Here is a 17,239-nt window from a genome sequence, read left to right as displayed (position 1 = left end):
CGGATCACGAGACCGCCCCCACCCCGCCGGCCGCCGGCACCCCGTCGGCCGTCGGCCGGGTGCGGGGCTCGGCCTGCCGGAGTTCGGTGAGGAGCGCGTGCTGTCCGGCGAGGACCTCGGAGAGGACCCGGCGGGCGGCCCGCAGCAGCTCGGTGACCTCGTCGCCGGCCAGCTCGTAGACGACGGTGGAGCCACTGCGGGTGGCCGTCACCAGGCCCGAGCGGCGCAGCACAGCGAGCTGCTGGGAGAGCGCGGAGGGCTCCACGCCGATCGCGGCGAGCAGCCCGCGCACCGGCATCGGGCCGCCCTGGAGGAGTTCCAGCACCCGGATACGGACCGGATGGCCCAGCATCCGGAAGAAATCGGCCTTGGCCTGACAGACCGGGAACCGCGCACCGTTCATGTCCGCGCCCCGCTCCCGGGAGCAGCCGCGGCGCACCCCGCACACACCCGTTCCCCTGCCGATCCGGCGAAACCGCCCACGCATGTCCTCCGCGTTCAGGCCGCACGGCCATCGCGTCATCTGTTGAATTGCGGAATTCTGCAACTGTAGACGACGGGGGCGGGCCACTTGAATGGGTGCGGCGGAAAACCGGGGGTGCGGGGAGGCACGCGGGCTCGGCCGGCGCGTCCCGCACCGTCCGCTCACCACCGGACCGCCCCGCCGGCCGAACTCCGCGGCAGCCGCGCGCAGTTGCGGTACGGGCCGACGAGACGGCCGAGGTCGGACGCCGGGAGGGCGGACCTGCGCCGGCCGCGGGTCCCGGCCCCCCGGTGCACCCCGCCCCCTGTTCCGGTGGACGGCTTCGTCCCTCAACCACGTAGCCTTGCCCATGACTTCACTGGTCAGGCACACCACCATCGACTGCACCGACGCCTACCGTCTGGCGAGCTTCTGGGCGAAGGTGCTGGACGGCTCCCTCGCCGAGGACGGTCTGCCGGGCGACCCGGAGGCCACGGTCCCGGCCGCGGGCGCCGCCCTGCTGTTCATCGCGGTGCCCGGGGCCAAGGCCGGCAAGAACCGGGTGCACCTGGATCTCCAGCCGCAGGACCGCAGCCGCGACGAGGAGGCCGAACGGCCCGTCCCGTCCGCCCGCCGGTGGTCGGCCACGGGCTGAGCCTGCCTCAGCCCTGCGGGGAGCGGGCGGCGGCGAGCCGCTCCTGTGCCTCGGCGAGGTCCTCCTCGGTCGGGGCGTCGTCCTGGGTGAGGGCGCGGCGCCAGTACCCGCTGAAATCGATCTGCCGCTTGCCGACACCGCGCTCCCCGGCCAGATGACGCCGGAGCGCACGGACCGCGCCCGCCTCGCCGGCCAGCCAGGCGAAGACCTCCCCGGGCGGGAAGGTGAGGGCGCGCACGGCCGTCGGCAGGGCGTCATGGCGCCCGTCCGCGTGCACCCACCGCACGGTGAGATCCGCCCGGGTCGTGAAGCGCTGCTCATCGGCCGGGCCGGGCACCTCGATGCAGGCCAGCGCGCGGGCACCGGCCGGCAGTGCCTCGACGAGGGAGCCGATGGCCGGCAGCGCGGTCGCGTCGCCGGCCAGCAGCAGCCAGTCGGCCCGGTCGAGGGGCAGCGGCCTGGCGTACGCGGCGACCGGGCCGTACCGGGCGAGGAGGTCGCCCACGGTGGCGGAGGCCGCCCACCGGGTCGCCGGGCCGGCCGTCTCCGCCGTGCCGTGCAGCACGAAGTCGACGGTGATCCGGTGCCGGACGGGGTCGTGGGAGCGCACCGTGTAGCTGCGCATCCACGGCCGTTCGTCCTCGGGAAGGGCCAGGTAGGCCTGGTACCAGCCCATCGCGTCGTCGGCGGGGGTGTCGGGCAGCCGGGGCTCGCGCCGGCCCGCCCTGGGGAAGAGCAGTCTGAGCTGCTGGTCGGGCCAGGCCGGGAAGTCGTCGAGGCCGTCGCCGGCGAAGGTGACGCGGACCATGTGCGGGGTGATCCGCCGGACGTCGGTGACCTGGATGAGTGCGACGGGCGCGGCCGTCATCGGGTCCTCCTTGGGGCAGCAGGGGCAGGGAACGGGCACTCAGGCGGTGGGCACCTGCAGAGAGCTCCGCAGGTGACGTGCCGTCAGCGATTCGCCGGTGGCGACGAGACCGGCGGGGGTGCCGGTGAAGACCACCCGGCCGCCGTCCTGTCCGGCGCCGGGGCCGAGGTCGATGATCCAGTCGGCGTGCGCCATCACGGCTTGGTGGTGCTCGATGACGATGACGGTGTTGCCGTCGTCGACCAGCCGGTCCAGCAGGCCCAGCAGCTGGTCCACATCGGCGAGGTGCAGTCCGGTGGTGGGCTCGTCGAGGACGTAGACGGCGCCCCGCTCCGCCATGTGGAGGGCGAGCTTGAGCCGCTGCCGTTCGCCGCCGGAGACGGTGGTGAGCGGCTGGCCCAGGCCGAGATAGCCCAGGCCCACCTCCGCGAGGCGGTCGAGGACGGTGCGGGCCTGCCCGGTGGGGAAGAACTCCCGGGCCTCGGGCACCGACATGGCGAGCACCTCGCTGATGTTCTTGCCGCGCAGGGTGTAGGTGAGGACCTTGGGGGTGAACCGCCTCCCCTCGCACGCCTCGCACACCGAGGCCACCCCCGCCATTCGGTCGCGCAGCCGCAACAGCAGGTCGTTCATCCGCTGGATGTCGTGCGGGTGCAGTCCGGTGGTCGTCGAGGGCCCGTACGAAGGTGACCAGGAAGTCGTCCCACTGGGCGGGGGTGTAGTCCTTGAGCTTCACGTCCGGGTCGAAGAATCCGGAGTGGGCGAGGGTCTGCCAGTACCACGAGCCGACGGTGAAACCGGGCGCGGTGATCGCCCCCTCGTTGAGGGAGAGTTCGGTGTCCACCAGCTGGCCGGTGTCGATCGCCGAGACCCGGCCGAGGCCCTCTGTCGTGCCCGTCCGCGGCCGATGTTTCCCTGCCGTCCGGCCCTCGACGGGTCTGCTGGTCCCCCATGTGCGCTGCCGCCCCTCTGATATCTTTACACTGTAAAGAGTTCGGCCGCGGACGTTACTTTATGCCGTAAGGAGTCGCAAGTGGTGGTTTTCGCGGGCCAGGGTGACGCCCGTCGTTCGATGGCCCTGCTGTGGCAGGCGGAGGGCACCCCAGGGGCGCGGACGCGGCGCTGGCCGGGGCCCAAGCCGGCGCTGAACGTGGCGGCGATCGTCGAGGCCGGAGTGGCGGTCGCGGACGCCGACGGCATGGCGGCGCTGTCCATGCGCGCGGTCGGCGAGCGGCTGGGGCGGACCGCGATGGCGCTCTACACCTACGTCCCCGGCAAGAACGAGCTGGTGGACCTGATGTACGACCAGGTGCTGGCCGAGCTGCCCACCGAGTACGACCTGACGCCGGGCTGGCGCGCGGCGGTGACCTCCTGGGCCGGGGACACCTGGGACTTCTACCTCCGCCACCCCTGGGTGCTCCAGGTCTCCCAGAGCCGCCCGGTGCTCGGCCCCAACGAGTACCGCGCGCTGGAGACCCTGCTCGGCCTGCTGTACGCGACCGGGCTGAGCTCCGCGGTGCTGCGGCGGATCGTCGGGGCACTGGTCCACTTCATCCGGGGCGCCGCGCAGACCGTGACCGAATCCCGGCAGGCCGCGGCCTCGACGGGGGCGTCCGACGAGGAGTGGTGGCAGGCCCGTTCCGGCATGCTGACCGAGATGGTCCCCGACTTCGCGGAGCGCTATCCGCTGCTGGTCCGGCTGGAGACCGAGGGCGCCGCGCCGGACCCGGACGGCTCGGTCCCCTATCTGGAGCGCGAGGCGCGCAGCACGTTCGACATCGGACTCACCGTCATCCTGGACGGCATCGAGGCGGCGGTCCGCCAGGGCCGCTGAGCGGCCCCCCGGGGCCGGTGTGCCGCCTTCCGCGCGGCCGTTGGGGTGATCAAGCGGGCTCGCTTCCCTCGCGGCGGTGTCGTCCGCCGGGCCTGGCGCGTTGTTCTTCCGTGACCGTTTTCCGCGCCCGTCCGTGGTTTCTGCCGACCAGCCTCGCGGCGTTCCTGACCGAGGTGTGGCCGGACGGGCCGGCTGACGACCCGTCGGACACCCGGCCCGGCACGGGGTCCGACGCACCGTCGGACACGCCCTCCGACGCCCCGTCCGATACCCGGTCAGCTGATTCCGCACCGGCCGATTCCCGCCCCCTCCCCGATCCGCCCGGCACTCCCGGCGAGGACCGGGAAAGGCCCGCTGACCGGCCCTGATGGCGGGCCCGATGGCGGGCGGGGCAATGGAGCTGACGGCGTGTCGAAAGCTGGCCGATGCACACACCGTGATGATCGGCTCACCACATGTGGCGAGCGGAAGTGATCACCCATAGCTTCGCCTCATGGTGCTACGACAGATGAAATACATGGGCTGCGTCGCCGCGATGATGGTCGGCGGCCTGGGTGCGGCGTCGCCGTGCGACGCTCCGGGACGCCATGTCGTCCACGCCGGCGAGTCGATCCAACGCGCGGTGGACCGGGCGAGACCGGGTGACACCATCGTCATCCGGCCCGGCCACTACCGGGAGAGTGTGCTGATCGACAAGTCGCGGCTGCGCCTGGTCGGCGCGGGCCACCGGACGGTGATCAGCCCGTCCGGCAAGCGGGCCACGAACGCCTGCGGGCAGAGCGGCAACGGCATCTGCGTCGTCGGGAAGGGCAGGCTGCGGGACGTCAGCATCCGCTCTCTGACCGTCCGGGGCTTCAAGAAGAACGGGATCTTTGCCTCCGGGACCGACCGGCTCTCGGTGCACCACGTGACCGTGCGGAAGAACGGCGTGTGGGGCATCGCGCAGGAGAAGTCGATCCGGGGCATGTTCCGGGACAACACCGTCGTCGACAACGGTGACGCGGGCATCTTCATCGCGAACAAGACCAGGGAAGAAGGCGGCGGCACCGACACCCGGGGCGCCGTGATCAGCGACAACTACCTCGCGGGCAACCGCATCGGCGTCACCATCCGCCGGGTCAGGAACCTGACGGTCGGCTACAACACCATCACCAGGAACTGCGGTGGGGTGTTCATCGTCGGCGACGAGTCCCGTCCCCAGGCCGGTGCGCTGACGGTGCGGAACAACTCGATCTACCGGAACAACAAGTACTGCCCCGGCAACAGCCGGCTGCCGTACATCCAGGGCTCCGGCATCGTGCTCACCGGCGCCGAGCACGTACAGGTGCGGCGCAACGTGATCCGGGAGAACCGCGGCAAGTCCCCGCTGTCCGGCGGTGTCGTGCTCTTCCACAGCTTCGTGAAGGTGCTCAACCACCACAACGTCATCAGCCACAACATCGTGCTGCGGAACAAGCCGGTGGACCTGGCCAACCGGGACCTCCCCGGCAAGGGCAACCGGTTCATCCGCAACGTGTGCCGGACCTCCGAGCCGGCCGGGCTGTGCCGGCCGCTGCACCGGGACGGGCTGAACCCGTCCGCAACGGGAGAATAGAGGCGCAATGACCACGGTAAGTCCCACCCCCCAGCCCGCCATGCAGCTCCGGGAGCTCATCTTCGGAGCCGCGTGTGCGGCGGCCGTACGGGCGGCGGCGCGCCTCGGCGTCGCCGATGCCCTCGGCGAACGGCCCACCACTGCGGAGGAGCTGGCCGCCGCGGTGCAGGCCGAGCCGCGGCCGCTGGACCGGCTGCTGCGCACGCTGGCCTGCTACGGGATCTTCGCCGAGACCGACGACGGGAAGTACGTCCACACCGAGATGTCCCGGCTGCTGCGGGAGGACACCCCGAACAGCCTGCGCTACATCTCCCTGTGGTGCACCGAGCCGTGGACCTGGGAGGCCTGGCCGCGGCTGGACGACGCGGTGCGCTCCGGCGGCAGCGTCTTCGACGACCTCTACGGCAAGGGGTTCTTCGACTACCTCCACCAGGACGCACGGGAGTCCGCCGAGGTCTTCGACCGGGCGATGACCACGTCCAGCAAGCAGTCGGCGCAGGACATCGCGGGACTGCTGGATCTGACCGGGGCGTCCTCGGTGGCGGACATCGGCGGCGGGCAGGGACACGTCCTCGCCGGCCTGCTGGAGAAGTACCCCACGCTGGAGGGCACGCTGCTCGATCTGCCCACGGTCGTGGCGAACCCGGACCCGCGGCTGCGGGACGGCGGCGCGCTGGCCCCGCGGGTACGCATCGTGCCCGGGGACTGCCGCGAGGACATCCCGGTCCGGGCCGATGTCTACATCATCAAGAACATCCTGGAGTGGGACGACGAGAGCACCCGCAGCACGCTGCGGAACGTCGTCCGGGCCGCCCGTCCCGGCGCCCGCGTCGTCATCATCGAGAACCTCGTCGACGACAGCCCCTCCATGAAGTTCACCACCGCCATGGACCTGCTGCTGCTGCTCAATGTCGGCGGCGCCAAGCACACCAAGGCGAGCCTGGTCAGCCGGATGGCAGAGGCCGGTCTGAAGGTCGGCGACATCCTGGTCGTCAACCCGTATCTGCACGCCTTCGAGTGCACGGTCCCTGAATGACCGGTCCGGGCACGGCAGGTCGCCCGGCGGGAAGACTGCTCCCCGCCGGGCGACCTCGCCCCTGTCCGGGAAGGCGCGAGAGCCGGAGGAGCGCCCCGGCTCCGCGTGCGCGTCAGCTGCTGCCGTCGCGCTGCCAGCTGTAGAACTGCTGGGCCATCGCGTCCTTGGGGCTTCGCCAGGTCTCCGGGTCGTAGGCGCTGACGAAGGCGGACAGCTTGTCGCTGACGGCGCGGAATTCGGGGTGCTCCGTCACCTTCGCGATCTCCGGGCCGGGCGGCCGGTCGGATTCGATGAGGTGCAGATACACGTCACCGAACTGGAAGAGGGTCCGCCGCGAGACACCGACCAGGTGGGGCAGCTCCGTACGGTCGGAGGCCTTGAAGACCTCGGCGATGTCCGGAGCCGAACCGGGTGTCATGCGGGCGACGATCAGAGCGTGATGCATCAGGGGTCCCTTCGTTGCCGCCGGGTGGCGGTCCGAGCGGCGGCCTGGCGGGCCGTCAGCTGACGGTGGTGGACCGGAGCTCGCGGTCCCGCTGTTCGATCCGGTCCCGGATGAGCTCCATCTGGATCCGGGAGTTGCGGTTGATCATCTCGGTCATGCCCTTGTCGTCGACCGGGGCGTCGGGCTTCATCGCGAAGTCCTGGGTCCAGTGCATCGAGGTCCCGCCCGGGATCTCGGCGTACTTCCAGTGGATGTCCATGTGCTCGAACGGGCCGGTCTCGACGCGGCGGGCACGGACCGAGCGGTTCCGGCGGTCGACGGTCCGCTCGGAGACCCAGCTCCAGACCGTGCCGTTGTCGTCCGGGTGCATCGTCAGCCGGAAGGTGGTCTTGTCGCCTTCCCTGGACAGCACCTCGACCGAGGCGTACTCGCTGAACAGCTGCGGCCAGTTCTCGATGTCGTTGGTGATGTCCCAGACGAGGTCGAGGGGCGCCGCGATGGTGATGTCGTTCTCGGTGTGGCCGGGCATGTCAGGCTCCTGTCGTAGGCACGGTGTCATTGGCGGTGTTGATGAGGGCGAGGAAGTCGCGCGGCGTCTTGCAGCGCTCCGCGTCGACCGGCATCGGCCGGCCCTGCCGGTTCTCCAGCTCGCCCACGATGCCGAGGAGGCCGAGCGAGTCCAGGCCGAAGTCCGCGAAGGTCGCGTCCTGCCGGTTCGCCAGCTCCTTGGGGTCGACGGTGAGGCCGGCGGACGACTTCATCAGCGCGGCCAGCTCATTGAGCGTCAGTTGAGCGGTCATCTGAGGTTCTCCTTCTCATGAGGGGGACCCGGGGCCCTTCCGCAGCACCATCGCCGCGTTCGAGCCCATCAGTCCCCGGCTCAGCACCAGCGCCGTCCGCAACTCGGCAGGGCGGGCCCGGCCGGTCACCACGTCAAGGTCGTGGCAGACGTCGACGACGTTGGGGGTGGGCGGCACGACGCCGTGCTCCATCGCGAGCACCGCGGCCGCGGTGTCCAGGACGGGGGCGCCGCAATACGCCCGCCCGGTGCCCGTCTTGGGTGCGGTCACCGGGACCTGTGAGGCGTGCCGGCCCAGGGTGTCCGCGAGCGCCAGCGCCTCGGCCCGGTCGGCCGCGGGAACGCCGAGCGCGTCCGCGAACACCACGTCGATCTCCTCCGGGGCGCACCGCGCATCCGCCAGCGCGCCACGGATCGCATGGGCGAGCCCCTCCCGGGACTCCTCCCACAGGGAGGCCCCGGTGAAGGTCGCGGCATGCCCGGCCAGCAGGGCCCGGACACTCGCCCCGCGGCTCTCGGCCGCCGTCTCCTCCTCGACGATCAGCATCGCGCCGCCCTCGGCGGGCACGAATCCGCACGCGCCGTTGGTGAACGGCCGGTAGGCGCGGACCGGATCGTCGAGCCGGCTCAGATCGTCGTAGCCGAGCTGGCAGACGACCGAGTAGGGGGCCAGGGGTGCCTCGGCGGCACCCACGACGACGGCGTCGGTGCCGCGCCGGATGGTGCGGCCGGCGTGCGCGAGGGCGTCCAGACCGCCCGCCTCGTCGCTGGCCACGACTCCGCACGGCCCCTTGAAGCCGCCACGGATGGAGATCTGTCCGGTGCTCGCGGCGTAGAACCAGGCGATGGACTGATACGGGCCGACATGGCGGGAGCCCTGGCCCCAGAGCCGTTGCAGCTCCCGCTGGCCGAACTCGCCGCCGCCCGATCCGGCGGCCGTGACGACTCCCACCGCGAACGGTGAGTCGTTGTAGTCGGCACGGCCGAGCCGGGCGTCGTCCAGCGCGAGGTTGGCCGCCGCCATGGCGAAGTGGGTGAACCGGTCGGTCTGGACGAGATAGCGCTCCTCGATCAGATCCGCCGGATCGAAGCCCCGCACCTCACCGGCGACCTTGAGGGGCAAATGCTCACACCCCTCACGGGTGACGCGGTCGAGGACGCTGATGCCCTCCACCGTCGCCTTCCAGAAGGTCTCGGTGCTCACCCCGTTGGGGGCGATGACACCGATGCCGGTGACGACGGAACGACGTGCTTCCGGGGAGCTCATGATGCCCTCCCACCCTGTCGGGTCAATACCACCGCTGACTGGAATCCACCGAAGCCGCTGCCGACCGAGAGCACCGAACGCAGCGGCAGTTCCCGGGCCGTCTTGGGCACGTAGTCGAGGTCGCACTCCGGGTCCGGAGTCTCGTAGTTGGCCGTCGGCGGCACCACCTGGTGGGTGAGGGCCAGCACACAGGCCACGATCTCGATCGCGCCGATCGCCCCGAGCGAGTGGCCCACCATGGATTTGATGGAACTCATCGGCACCTTGTGCGCATGGGCCCCCAACGACCGCTTGACCGCGGCCGTTTCGTGCCGGTCGTTCTGCTGGGTGCCCGAACCGTGCGCGTTGACGTAGTCGACCTGGGTGGCGTCGACCCCGGCGTGACCGAGCGCGCGGTTGATCGCCTCGGCCATCTCCAGGCCCTCCTGGGTGAGACCGGTCATGTGGTAGGCGTTGCCGAAGGTGGCGTAGCCCCGGATCTCACAGTGGACGGTCGCGCCGCGGGCGCGGGCGTGTTCCAGCTCCTCCAGGACGAGCACGGCGCCGCCCTCACCCATCACGAATCCGTCGCGGTTGGCGTCGAACGGACGGGAGGCGTGTGCCGGATCGTCGTTGTTCGCCGAGGTCGCCTTGATCGCGTCGAAGCAGGCCACGGTGATCGGGGAGATCGGCGAGTCCGAGGCGCCGGCGATGCAGACGTCGACCCGGCCCTCCTCGATGGACTGGAAGGCGTAGCCGATGGCGTCGAGGCCGGAGGTGCAGCCCGTGGACACGGTCTGCACCGGGCCGTGGGCGCCGATCTGTTCCGCCACCGCCGAGGCGAGCGAACTCGGGGAGAACGCCCGCTCCAGCCACCGGCCGGCCGGCCGGTGGTCGACGTCCCAGCGCGCACCGTGGCTGCTGACCGCGACATAGTCGTGCTCAAGCCGCGTGGTGCCGCCGACCGCGGTGCCCAGGGACACCCCGATGCGCCACGGGTCCTCGGCCCCGGTGTCCAGACCGGCGCTGCGCAGCGCCTCGTCCGCGGCGACCATCGCGAACTGGATGTACCGGTCCGAGCGGGCCACCTGCTCCTCGCTCAGACCGTGGGCCGCGGGATCGAAGTCGCACTCGGCGGCGATACGTGAGCGGAAACCCTCGGGGTTGAAGAGGGTGATGCCACGGGTCGCCGTACGACCGGAGGACAGCAGGTCCCAGAAGGCGGGCACACCCACGCCGCCCGGAGCGACGATACCGACGCCGGTGACCGCCACGCGGCGGGTCATGACACCGGCTCCGTGCGTTCCGGTGGCGCGGCCGGTGTGCTCTCCTCCGTGCCCTCGGTGTCGACGTGGCCGAGCTCGGGGCGCGGTGCCAGCGGTCCGAGGTGGAAGACCATGCGGGCCTCTTCGTCCCCGACGTTGCGGAAGCGGTGCCGCATGTACGGGGGGATCAGCAGTCCCTGGTCCGGGCGCAGCGGGAACGGTTCCCCGTCGAGGTCGACTTCGAGCGCGCCTTGCACGACGTACACGAACTCCTCGGAGTACGGGTGGTAGTGCTCGCCGATGCGCTCGCCGGGCTGCACGAGTGCCATGCCCATGAAGCCGCTCGTGGCGCCCACCGCGCTGGGTGTCAGCATGGCGCGCAGATCACCTCCGCGCCGGCGGTTGGGCTGGGTCTCGCTGAGGTCCACGATGCGTGGGCGGTGCGTGGTCATGGCTGTTCCTCCAGGGCGTGGGGCCGGCGGTTGAATGGGGGGTGAGGCCTGCGACGGCCGGGGGCGCGTCAGGCGCCCGGTGCCCGGCGGTCGGTGATGAGGGCCATGTCGGAGTGCTCCAGGAAGTGCGCGATCTCGCGGTCGTTCGACAGGCCGCCGGCCACCTCGGTGTCGATGAGACGCCGCAGCACGGCCGTCTTGCGGGGACCGCGGACACCGAGCGACAGCATCGGGTCGCTGTCGACGGGGATACGGAGATCGATCATCCGGACCACGACGTCGTCGCGCTGGAAGATGGTGCTGCCGGCGACGGGGCAGGACGCGTCGTCGGCGGCCAGTTCGTCCTGGCGGGCCAGCATCCGGGCCAGCGCCATACCGCAGCCTTCCTTGGCCGGGTAGTACAGCGCGTGCCGGCGGATGCCGTCGGGCTGCTCCCCGCCCGCCGCGACGTGGTGCACCGCGGGCAGTGCGGCACGGGTGAAGAACACCCGGGCGGAGTTGGGATCGCTGAGATCGCGGTCCTGCTCCAGGTACGGGTTGATGGCTTCCTCGACGGCCCTGACCTCGGGCTGCTGGGAGATGTGCCGCAGCGCGGCGACGAGGTCACCCTGCACCTCGACCGCGCGCACGACGCGGTTGCCGTGCATGAAGAGGGAGGTGCGGCGGAGCCTGGTGGTGTCGTCGACCCGGGCCTCCGGGGAGGTGTAGCCGGCGAGGATCTCCGCGACCATCGATTCGCTGCCCGGCTTCACGGTGAAGGTCAGCGCGTGCCGGACGACGCCGTCCCCGACACGGGGGTTGGCCTGCAGCCGCCCCTTGGGGGGCTCGGGCGTGAGGCTGGCGATGTTCGAGGTCTCGCGCAGCACGCTGAAGCGCAGCGACCGGGTGTCGCGGACACAGCCGTGCAGCGGCTGGACCATCTTGACGTGTTCCTCGCTGTTGACCCAGGCCAGGAAGGGCGGTGCACTCTCCCATTCGCTGGTGATCAGCCACTGCGAGGGGTTCTCGATGGACTGGCACAGCTGGTCGGTGATGTGCCCGGGGACGGACGCGACCTGGTTGCGCAGGTGCTCGTAGGCTTCCAGGAAGTCCTGCTGGGCTCCTTCGTGGAGATCCAGAAGCAGCACGACCCGAAGCCGCGAGCCGTCGAAGGCTGACTGGGATATTCGTTCCGACAGCGTTGTCATCGTCTACGCATCTCCTTCGGGGCCCGACGGCCCCAGTGGTGCGTCGTCAGTTCCGGTGCGATCCGGTGACTGAGCCGGATGGTGGGGGCGGCCCGCCCGGTGTCCGGGGGCGTCCCGGATTCGATCGTGGCCGGGACCCACGGGTGGCGCGAGATCTGTGAGCCATGCAGGTGAACCGTGATCGAACACGGCCGGAGCCGGGCATTCGTGCTCCATCTGCCGTACACGTCGCCGGAGCTGGAGCACGCAATGAATCCCACCGCCGAAGACCGGGTTCCGGTACTCGTCGTGGGCGGGTCCCTGGTCGGCCTGTCCGCGTCGCTGTTCCTGGGCCGTCTGGGCATCCGACACATGCTGGTCGAGAAGCACTCGGACACCTCCCACCACCCGCGCGGGCGGGGGAACAACGTCCGCACCATGGAGCTGTACCGCGTGGCCGGTGCGGAGCAGCGGATCCGCGAGGCCGCGTCGACGCTGTCCGACAACCACGGCATTCTGCAGGCCCGTTCACTCACCGGGGACGACCAGGAGTGGCTGTTCAAGGAGATCGACCCGGGCGGCGGCCTGGCCAGGTTCAGCCCGTCCGCGTGGTGCCTGTGCAGCCAGAACGACCTGGAGCCGGTGCTGGTGCGCTGCGCTCGTGAGCTCGGCGGTGACCTGCGGTTCTCCACCGAGCTGAGCTCCTTCGAGCAGGACGCGCAGGGCGTGACCGCGGTCCTGAAGAACCGGGGGACCGGTGAGCTGACCACCGTCCACGCGGACTACCTGATCGCGGCCGACGGCCCGCGCAGCCCGGTCCGGGAGCGGCTGGGCATCGGCCAGACGGGGCCCGGCGACCTGTTCCACAACGTGAGCATCACCTTCCGGGCACCGGCGCTCGCGGACGCCGTGGGCGACCGCCGCTTCATCGCCTGCTACTTGACCAACCCCGAGGCCGACGGCGCCCTGCTGCCGGTGGACAACCGGGCCGAGTGGGTCTTCCACGCGCCGTGGCACCCGGACCAGGGGGAGACCCTGGAGGACTTCACCGACGAGCGGTGCATCGACCACATCCGCCGGGCAACGGGCGTACCGGACATGCCGGTTGAGATCACCGGCAAGGCGCCGTGGCACGCCGCGGAGCGGGTCGCCGAACGGTACGCGGCCGGCCGGGTCTTCCTCGCCGGCGATTCGGCGCACGAGATGTCCCCCACCGGGGCGTTCGGTTCCAACACCGGCATCCAGGACGCCCACAACCTCGCCTGGAAGCTCGCCGCCGTGCTGAACGGCTGGGCGGCTCCCGGCCTGCTGGCGTCGTACGAGGCGGAGCGGCAGCCGGTGGCACGGGAGACCAGCGCCCGTGCCTCCGCCCGCTCCGCCGAGCACAGCCACCCGGGGTACGTCCCGGCGCCCGGCACGGGCGGCGGCCGGCAGCGCGGGGTGCTCACCGTGGCCCTGGGGTACTGCTACCCGCACGGCGCGGTCATCGGCGCCGCTCCCGAGCTGCCGGTGGTGCCCGAGCAGCTGCGGCTGACCGGCGAGCCGGGCACCCGCGCCCCGCACATGTGGCTGCACGCCGCCGGCGAGCGCCGTTCGACCCTGGACCTGTACGAGAAGTCCTTCGTCCTGCTGACCGGCACCGACGGTGAGATGTGGCGCACCGCGGCCAAGGGTGCCAACGAGGAGTTCGCCCTGGGGCTGGAGTGCTACATGATCGGCACCGGCCCGAACGACGACCTGGCCCCCGAGGAGGGCGCCGACTGGGCCGAGAAGCACGGGACGACGCCGGAGGGCGCGGTGCTGGTGCGCCCGGACGGCTTCGTCGCCTGGCGGGCCGAGGGACGGGTGGCCGACCCGGAGGCGGCGCTCCGGGAGGTGCTCGCCGCGCTGCTCTGCCGGAGCTGACCGGCCCGGCGCGCCCCGGCCCCGTTCGCATTCCCGCGGCCGGGCCGCGCGGCGCACGGGACGAGCGAAGACGGAGGGGCCGGCGGACGTTTCGCCGGCCCCTCCGGCGCGCGAACGTATCTTCTGCCCGTCACCACCGCAGGGGCATCTGCGGGCCGTCCCGGCCGCGTCCCGCAACTCGGGGGCCGATTTCCGGTTGAGTCCGGGCATGGACGCCAACCAGCCCGCCGCACACCCCTTTCAGCGCCTCTCGCTCCCCCACCAGCCGCCGGCGCTGCCGCCCCCCGCCCCGCAGGCCCGGCGCCCGGCCGAGGGCGAGACGCCGATCTTCGACCAGCTGCTCAAGGAGTGGCGCTCGGGGGAGATCCGGCCGGTGGTCTCCTGGCCGGTCGATGATCCGGGGAAGATCCGCGCGGGTACCGCTGTTGGGACGGACGAAGGACGTCCCCGTCCGCGGAACCGCGACAAGGAGCATGACCGTGAGCCTGTACGACATCCCCCTGCGCACCCTGACCGGTGAGCCCGCTTCACTCGCCGACTACCGGGGCAAGGCCCTGCTGGTGGTGAATGTGGCGTCCAAGTGCGGGCTGACCCCGCAGTATTCGGGCCTGGAGCGTCTGCAGGAGCGTTACGGGGACCGGGGCTTCAGCGTGCTGGGCTTCCCCAGCAACCAGTTCGCGGGCCAGGAGCCGGGCACCGCCGACGACATCGCCACCTTCTGCTCGGCGACGTACGGCGTGAGCTTCCCGCTGTTCGAGAAGACCGATGTCAACGGCGCGGACCGGCACCCGCTGTATGCGCAGCTGACCGGCGCCGCGGACGCCGAGGGTGCGGCCGGCGACGTCCAGTGGAACTTCGAGAAGTTTCTGATCGACGCCGAGGGCAGGGTCGCGGGCCGCTTCCGGCCGCGGACCGAGCCGGAGGCCGAGGAGCTGGTCACCGCCATCGAGGCGGCGCTCCCGGCCTGAGCCGACTGCCGCGGCGGCGCCTGCACGGTGCCACGGGGCGTACGGGCGGGGCGCCGGTCAGGCGACGGCGCCGCCCGTGACCTCGGCCGGTCCGGCAGCGCCGTCGGCCGCTTCCGCGGCACCGTCCTCGTCGGACACGATCTCGAACGTGCCGGTCAGTCCGGTCATGTGCAGCAGCCGCGCCACGCTCCCGCCGCGGGTGACCCCGGTCAGCCGCAGCCGGCCGCCCCGCTGGCGGGCCCGGTAGCGGGCGCGGCTGAGCAGCGACATACCCGCGCAGTCGATGAACGTCACCGCGCGCACATCGAGCAGGAGATCGGCGCCCTGGGCCCCGGTGAGGTCGTCCAGCCGGTCGGACAGCACCGACACGGCGAGGATGTCCAGCTCGCCGCGGAGCTCCAGCACGGTCGTGCCGCCTGCCGCGCGGCTGGGTCCCACGAGTCTCGGGTAGTACTGACCTTCATCCATCGGCCCGGCCCACTTTCGTGCCGAGGCGCGGGATATGGCCACGCGTCTGCGGCGGAGATGTTCGGTAGGTGTGGGGGGCGCCCGGCGCAATCCGGGCGGTCGGCCCGTTTCCGGGCCTGTGGTGGTGCGGCGGTGTGTCGTCTGTGGTCCTGCGTTTCTGCAGCTGTCCGTAGTTGTCTACGGCTTACCCGCAGGCTACGGCCTCCAAGTCCCGGCACCCGCGACAACTGCAGGTTGTCTCAAAGTCGCCCCTCGCAGGCGTGGCCGAGATAGGTGACCAAGGGCCCGCGCCCCCGCCGGCGGGGGACAATCCCGCCCAGATGCCCGGACCGGGCGGCCGGATCCGGCCCGGCGCGCAGGTGAGCGTCCCCTGGCCGCCTTCCGGGCCCCGCCTCGCGCACCTCACCCGAGCGGCTCGAATAGCACACTTTCGGGCGAATTAGACTGGCCGGAACGCCGGAGAGTGTGAGGTGTGCCCTGAAGCCGTCGGACCCCGCTGGAGACCCGCCCGAACGGACCGCGCAGAGCCCGCGCGCCCTGGCCGGGGGGACGGTCTCCCGGCTCCCGCAGCTTCTGGAAGCGATGGCGCCGGACGGCTCCGGCCACGATCTGCGCCAGGCCCTGGACCGGATAGCGGAGACCGCCGCCTCCCTCACGGGTGCGCGGCACGCCGCCGTCGGCATCCACGACGAGGACGGTGGCGGGCCGGGCGGTCAGGTCACCCACGGCAGCTCCCCCGGGGCCGGGCCGTCGGCCGGTACCTCGCTGGAGGTGCCCATCGAGGTGCAGGGGGAGCTGTTCGGCACGCTGTATCTCGCGGGCAAGGAAGACGGCGGGGAGTTCGGCGACGGCGATCTGCATGTGGTGCGGGTGCTGGCCACCGGAGCGGGGATCGCGCTGCGCAATGCCCGGATGCACGCGGTCGCCGGGCAGCGGAGACGCTGGATCGACGGCGCGGCGTCCGTGACCACGGAGCTGCTGGCCGGGCCCGGGGCCCGCGGCGCGGCCGGCAACGCCCTCACCGTTGTCGCGGAGCAGGGCCGCGAGCTGGCCGAGGCGGCGACCGGAGCGGTCCTGCTGCCGCACGCCGAGGGCGGTATGGAAGTGGTGGCGATCTCCACCGTGCTGCCGGAGGCCGTACGGACCGAGGCGTTCCGCGGCCGGATACCGGCGAAGAGCCCGGTTCTGCACCAGCTCCGGGCCGGACTGGCCGTCTTCTCCGACGACTTCGCCGCCGACCCCCGCTCGGTCTCCCCGCTGTCGCGCCACTACGGCCCGACGATGCTGCTGCCGCTGCGCAGCAACGGGCGGGTGCTGGGTGCCCTGGCGCTGTGCCGGACGTCCGGCGGCGCGCGCTTCAGCCACACCGAGCGGACGCTGGGGACCCAGTTCGCCGCGCAGGCCGCGGTGGCGCTGGTCCTCGCCGACCGGCACCGGGACCGTGAGCGGCTGGCCGTCTTCGAGGACCGCGACCGGATCGCCCGTGATCTGCACGATCTGGTCATCCAGCGGCTGTTCGCCACCGGAATGCTGCTGGAGACCGCCCGGCGCAAGGCCGTGCTGCCGGAGGTGCGGGACGGGCTCGGCCGGGCGGTCGACGAGCTGGACGCGACGGTCCAGGAGATCCGGACGGCGATCGTCGCGCTCCAGCAGGGGCCGCCCGAGGCGCCGCCCGGCCTCCGCACCCGGGTGCTGCGGGCGGCCGGCGCGGCCGCCGCGGCGCTCGGCGGCCGCCCGTCGGTGCAGTTCGTCGGCCCGGTCGACGCACGGGTCGACGACCGGAGCGGCCGGGCGCTGGTGGCCGCGCTCGGCGAGGCGCTGACGGCGGTGGGGGCGTCGGCGCCGGCCCGGGTGTCGGTCGTCGTGGACGCCACCGCCACCCTGCCCGACGGACGGGCGGGCGTACGGCTGACGGTGAGCTGTCCGGACGGCGGGCATCCGCCCGTGACGTGGGAGCGCCCTCTCCGCGGCCGGTCGGACGGCTGATCCGCCGCGCGGCAGCAGGGGCAGTGGCCCGGCCGGGTGAGCGCGCCGGAATCGCTTGACCTCAATAATGGTTGAGGTTCTAGGTTCCT

Annotated in this window: 18 protein-coding genes and 1 pseudogene; 8 read left to right on the top strand and 11 right to left on the bottom strand. The window is 72.0% G+C overall.

Annotated elements, in window-relative coordinates:
* Positions 1 to 4: 4 nt before the first annotated feature.
* Complete coding sequence (locus tag ACFW5B_RS15985) at positions 5 to 403, bottom strand: ArsR/SmtB family transcription factor (RefSeq protein ID WP_386439252.1); 399 nt, start codon at positions 401 to 403, stop codon at positions 5 to 7.
* Positions 404 to 833: 430 nt separating this feature from the next.
* On the opposite strand from ACFW5B_RS15985, the gene ACFW5B_RS15980 reads away from it, so the two are divergent.
* Complete coding sequence (locus ACFW5B_RS15980) at positions 834 to 1,118, top strand: VOC family protein (protein ID WP_386439251.1); 285 nt, start codon at positions 834 to 836, stop codon at positions 1,116 to 1,118.
* Between the two features lie 7 nt (positions 1,119 to 1,125).
* On the opposite strand, the gene ACFW5B_RS15975 is transcribed toward ACFW5B_RS15980, so the two are convergent.
* The gene (locus ACFW5B_RS15975; RefSeq protein WP_386439249.1) at positions 1,126 to 1,986 is read right to left on the bottom strand and encodes a siderophore-interacting protein; all 861 of its coding nucleotides are present in this window, start codon (positions 1,984 to 1,986) and stop codon (positions 1,126 to 1,128) included.
* 39 nt (positions 1,987 to 2,025) lie between these two features.
* Positions 2,026 to 2,586: pseudogene (locus ACFW5B_RS15970) on the bottom strand (ATP-binding cassette domain-containing protein); the annotation flags it as partial.
* A 433-nt stretch (positions 2,587 to 3,019) separates the two neighbouring features.
* Between ACFW5B_RS15970 and ACFW5B_RS15965 the strand changes: the two are divergent.
* The 3 genes from ACFW5B_RS15965 (at position 3,020) to ACFW5B_RS15955 (ending at position 6,450) form a co-directional block, all read left to right on the top strand.
* Positions 3,020 to 3,820, top strand: coding sequence for a TetR/AcrR family transcriptional regulator (locus tag ACFW5B_RS15965; RefSeq protein ID WP_386439247.1), 801 nt, complete (start codon positions 3,020 to 3,022; stop codon positions 3,818 to 3,820).
* A 493-nt stretch (positions 3,821 to 4,313) separates the two neighbouring features.
* Positions 4,314 to 5,414, top strand: coding sequence for a nitrous oxide reductase family maturation protein NosD (locus tag ACFW5B_RS15960; RefSeq protein WP_386439245.1), 1,101 nt, complete (start codon positions 4,314 to 4,316; stop codon positions 5,412 to 5,414).
* A gap of 7 nt (positions 5,415 to 5,421) precedes the next feature.
* Positions 5,422 to 6,450 carry a methyltransferase gene (locus tag ACFW5B_RS15955; protein ID WP_386439243.1) on the top strand — a complete coding sequence of 343 codons (1,029 nt, stop codon included), beginning with the start codon at positions 5,422 to 5,424 and terminating at the stop codon, positions 6,448 to 6,450.
* 112 nt (positions 6,451 to 6,562) lie between these two features.
* On the opposite strand, the gene ACFW5B_RS15950 is transcribed toward ACFW5B_RS15955, so the two are convergent.
* From ACFW5B_RS15950 to ACFW5B_RS15920, 7 genes are all read right to left on the bottom strand, one after another.
* Positions 6,563 to 6,895, bottom strand: coding sequence for a TcmI family type II polyketide cyclase (locus tag ACFW5B_RS15950; RefSeq protein WP_386439241.1), 333 nt, complete (start codon positions 6,893 to 6,895; stop codon positions 6,563 to 6,565).
* 55 nt (positions 6,896 to 6,950) lie between these two features.
* Positions 6,951 to 7,424, bottom strand: coding sequence for an SRPBCC family protein (locus tag ACFW5B_RS15945; protein WP_386439239.1), 474 nt, complete (start codon positions 7,422 to 7,424; stop codon positions 6,951 to 6,953).
* 1 nt (position 7,425) lies between these two features.
* On the bottom strand, positions 7,426 to 7,695 hold the full coding sequence (locus tag ACFW5B_RS15940; protein ID WP_386439237.1) for an acyl carrier protein: 270 nt from the start codon (positions 7,693 to 7,695) through the stop codon (positions 7,426 to 7,428).
* Between the two features lie 15 nt (positions 7,696 to 7,710).
* Complete coding sequence (locus ACFW5B_RS15935; RefSeq protein WP_386439235.1) at positions 7,711 to 8,961, bottom strand: ketosynthase chain-length factor; 1,251 nt, start codon at positions 8,959 to 8,961, stop codon at positions 7,711 to 7,713.
* Positions 8,958 to 10,226, bottom strand: coding sequence for a beta-ketoacyl-[acyl-carrier-protein] synthase family protein (locus tag ACFW5B_RS15930; protein ID WP_386439233.1), 1,269 nt, complete (start codon positions 10,224 to 10,226; stop codon positions 8,958 to 8,960). Before ACFW5B_RS15930 ends, ACFW5B_RS15935 begins: the two co-directional genes overlap by 4 nt.
* Positions 10,223 to 10,657, bottom strand: a complete 435-nt coding sequence (locus tag ACFW5B_RS15925) for a cupin domain-containing protein (protein ID WP_386439231.1) — start codon at positions 10,655 to 10,657, stop codon at positions 10,223 to 10,225. The genes ACFW5B_RS15930 and ACFW5B_RS15925 overlap by 4 nt, the downstream gene beginning before the upstream one ends.
* A 68-nt stretch (positions 10,658 to 10,725) precedes the next feature.
* Positions 10,726 to 11,844, bottom strand: coding sequence for a SchA/CurD-like domain-containing protein (locus tag ACFW5B_RS15920; RefSeq protein ID WP_386439229.1), 1,119 nt, complete (start codon positions 11,842 to 11,844; stop codon positions 10,726 to 10,728).
* A gap of 249 nt (positions 11,845 to 12,093) precedes the next feature.
* On the opposite strand from ACFW5B_RS15920, the gene ACFW5B_RS15915 reads away from it, so the two are divergent.
* The 3 genes from ACFW5B_RS15915 to ACFW5B_RS15905 all read left to right on the top strand — a co-directional run bounded on the left by ACFW5B_RS15915 (position 12,094) and on the right by ACFW5B_RS15905 (position 14,696).
* Entirely contained in the window at positions 12,094 to 13,728 is a 1,635-nt protein-coding gene (locus ACFW5B_RS15915; RefSeq protein WP_386439227.1) for an FAD-dependent oxidoreductase, read from the top strand.
* A 208-nt stretch (positions 13,729 to 13,936) separates the two neighbouring features.
* Positions 13,937 to 14,248 (top strand): hypothetical protein, encoded by a 312-nt coding sequence (locus ACFW5B_RS15910; RefSeq protein ID WP_386439226.1) that lies wholly within the window; start codon positions 13,937 to 13,939, stop codon positions 14,246 to 14,248.
* Positions 14,208 to 14,696, top strand: coding sequence for a glutathione peroxidase (locus tag ACFW5B_RS15905; RefSeq protein WP_386439225.1), 489 nt, complete (start codon positions 14,208 to 14,210; stop codon positions 14,694 to 14,696). The genes ACFW5B_RS15910 and ACFW5B_RS15905 overlap by 41 nt, the downstream gene beginning before the upstream one ends.
* Before the next feature lie 57 nt (positions 14,697 to 14,753).
* Here ACFW5B_RS15905 and ACFW5B_RS15900 read toward each other — a convergent pair whose 3' ends face one another.
* Positions 14,754 to 15,134 carry an STAS domain-containing protein gene (locus tag ACFW5B_RS15900; protein ID WP_386439223.1) on the bottom strand — a complete coding sequence of 127 codons (381 nt, stop codon included), beginning with the start codon at positions 15,132 to 15,134 and terminating at the stop codon, positions 14,754 to 14,756.
* 495 nt (positions 15,135 to 15,629) lie between these two features.
* On the opposite strand from ACFW5B_RS15900, the gene ACFW5B_RS15895 reads away from it, so the two are divergent.
* Positions 15,630 to 17,150, top strand: a complete 1,521-nt coding sequence (locus ACFW5B_RS15895; protein ID WP_386439221.1) for a GAF domain-containing sensor histidine kinase — start codon at positions 15,630 to 15,632, stop codon at positions 17,148 to 17,150.
* The last annotated feature ends 89 nt before the right edge of the window (positions 17,151 to 17,239 follow it).

The sequence above is a fragment of the Streptomyces sp. NPDC058773 genome, assembly GCF_042746015.1.
GTDB lineage: Bacteria > Actinomycetota > Actinomycetes > Streptomycetales > Streptomycetaceae > Streptomyces.
The sequence above is the reverse complement of the archived record's forward strand: the minus strand, read 5'-3'. Positions and strand labels throughout refer to the sequence as shown.

Bases quoted from the DNA above. Each gene is read 5' to 3' on its own strand.
- ACFW5B_RS15930 (WP_386439233.1), bottom strand. From the start codon at position 10,226: ATGACCCGCCGCGTGGCGGTCACCGGCGTCGGTATCGTCGCTCCGGGC.
- ACFW5B_RS15910 (WP_386439226.1), top strand. From the start codon at position 13,937: ATGGACGCCAACCAGCCCGCCGCACACCCCTTTCAGCGCCTCTCGCTC.
- ACFW5B_RS15940 (WP_386439237.1), bottom strand. From the start codon at position 7,695: ATGACCGCTCAACTGACGCTCAATGAGCTGGCCGCGCTGATGAAGTCG.
- ACFW5B_RS15985 (WP_386439252.1), bottom strand. From the start codon at position 403: ATGAACGGTGCGCGGTTCCCGGTCTGTCAGGCCAAGGCCGATTTCTTC.
- ACFW5B_RS15920 (WP_386439229.1), bottom strand. From the start codon at position 11,844: ATGACAACGCTGTCGGAACGAATATCCCAGTCAGCCTTCGACGGCTCG.
- ACFW5B_RS15935 (WP_386439235.1), bottom strand. From the start codon at position 8,961: ATGAGCTCCCCGGAAGCACGTCGTTCCGTCGTCACCGGCATCGGTGTC.
- ACFW5B_RS15960 (WP_386439245.1), top strand. From the start codon at position 4,314: ATGGTGCTACGACAGATGAAATACATGGGCTGCGTCGCCGCGATGATG.
- ACFW5B_RS15975 (WP_386439249.1), bottom strand. From the start codon at position 1,986: ATGACGGCCGCGCCCGTCGCACTCATCCAGGTCACCGACGTCCGGCGG.
- ACFW5B_RS15955 (WP_386439243.1), top strand. From the start codon at position 5,422: ATGACCACGGTAAGTCCCACCCCCCAGCCCGCCATGCAGCTCCGGGAG.
- ACFW5B_RS15925 (WP_386439231.1), bottom strand. From the start codon at position 10,657: ATGACCACGCACCGCCCACGCATCGTGGACCTCAGCGAGACCCAGCCC.
- ACFW5B_RS15950 (WP_386439241.1), bottom strand. From the start codon at position 6,895: ATGCATCACGCTCTGATCGTCGCCCGCATGACACCCGGTTCGGCTCCG.
- ACFW5B_RS15980 (WP_386439251.1), top strand. From the start codon at position 834: ATGACTTCACTGGTCAGGCACACCACCATCGACTGCACCGACGCCTAC.
- ACFW5B_RS15915 (WP_386439227.1), top strand. From the start codon at position 12,094: ATGAATCCCACCGCCGAAGACCGGGTTCCGGTACTCGTCGTGGGCGGG.
- ACFW5B_RS15945 (WP_386439239.1), bottom strand. From the start codon at position 7,424: ATGCCCGGCCACACCGAGAACGACATCACCATCGCGGCGCCCCTCGAC.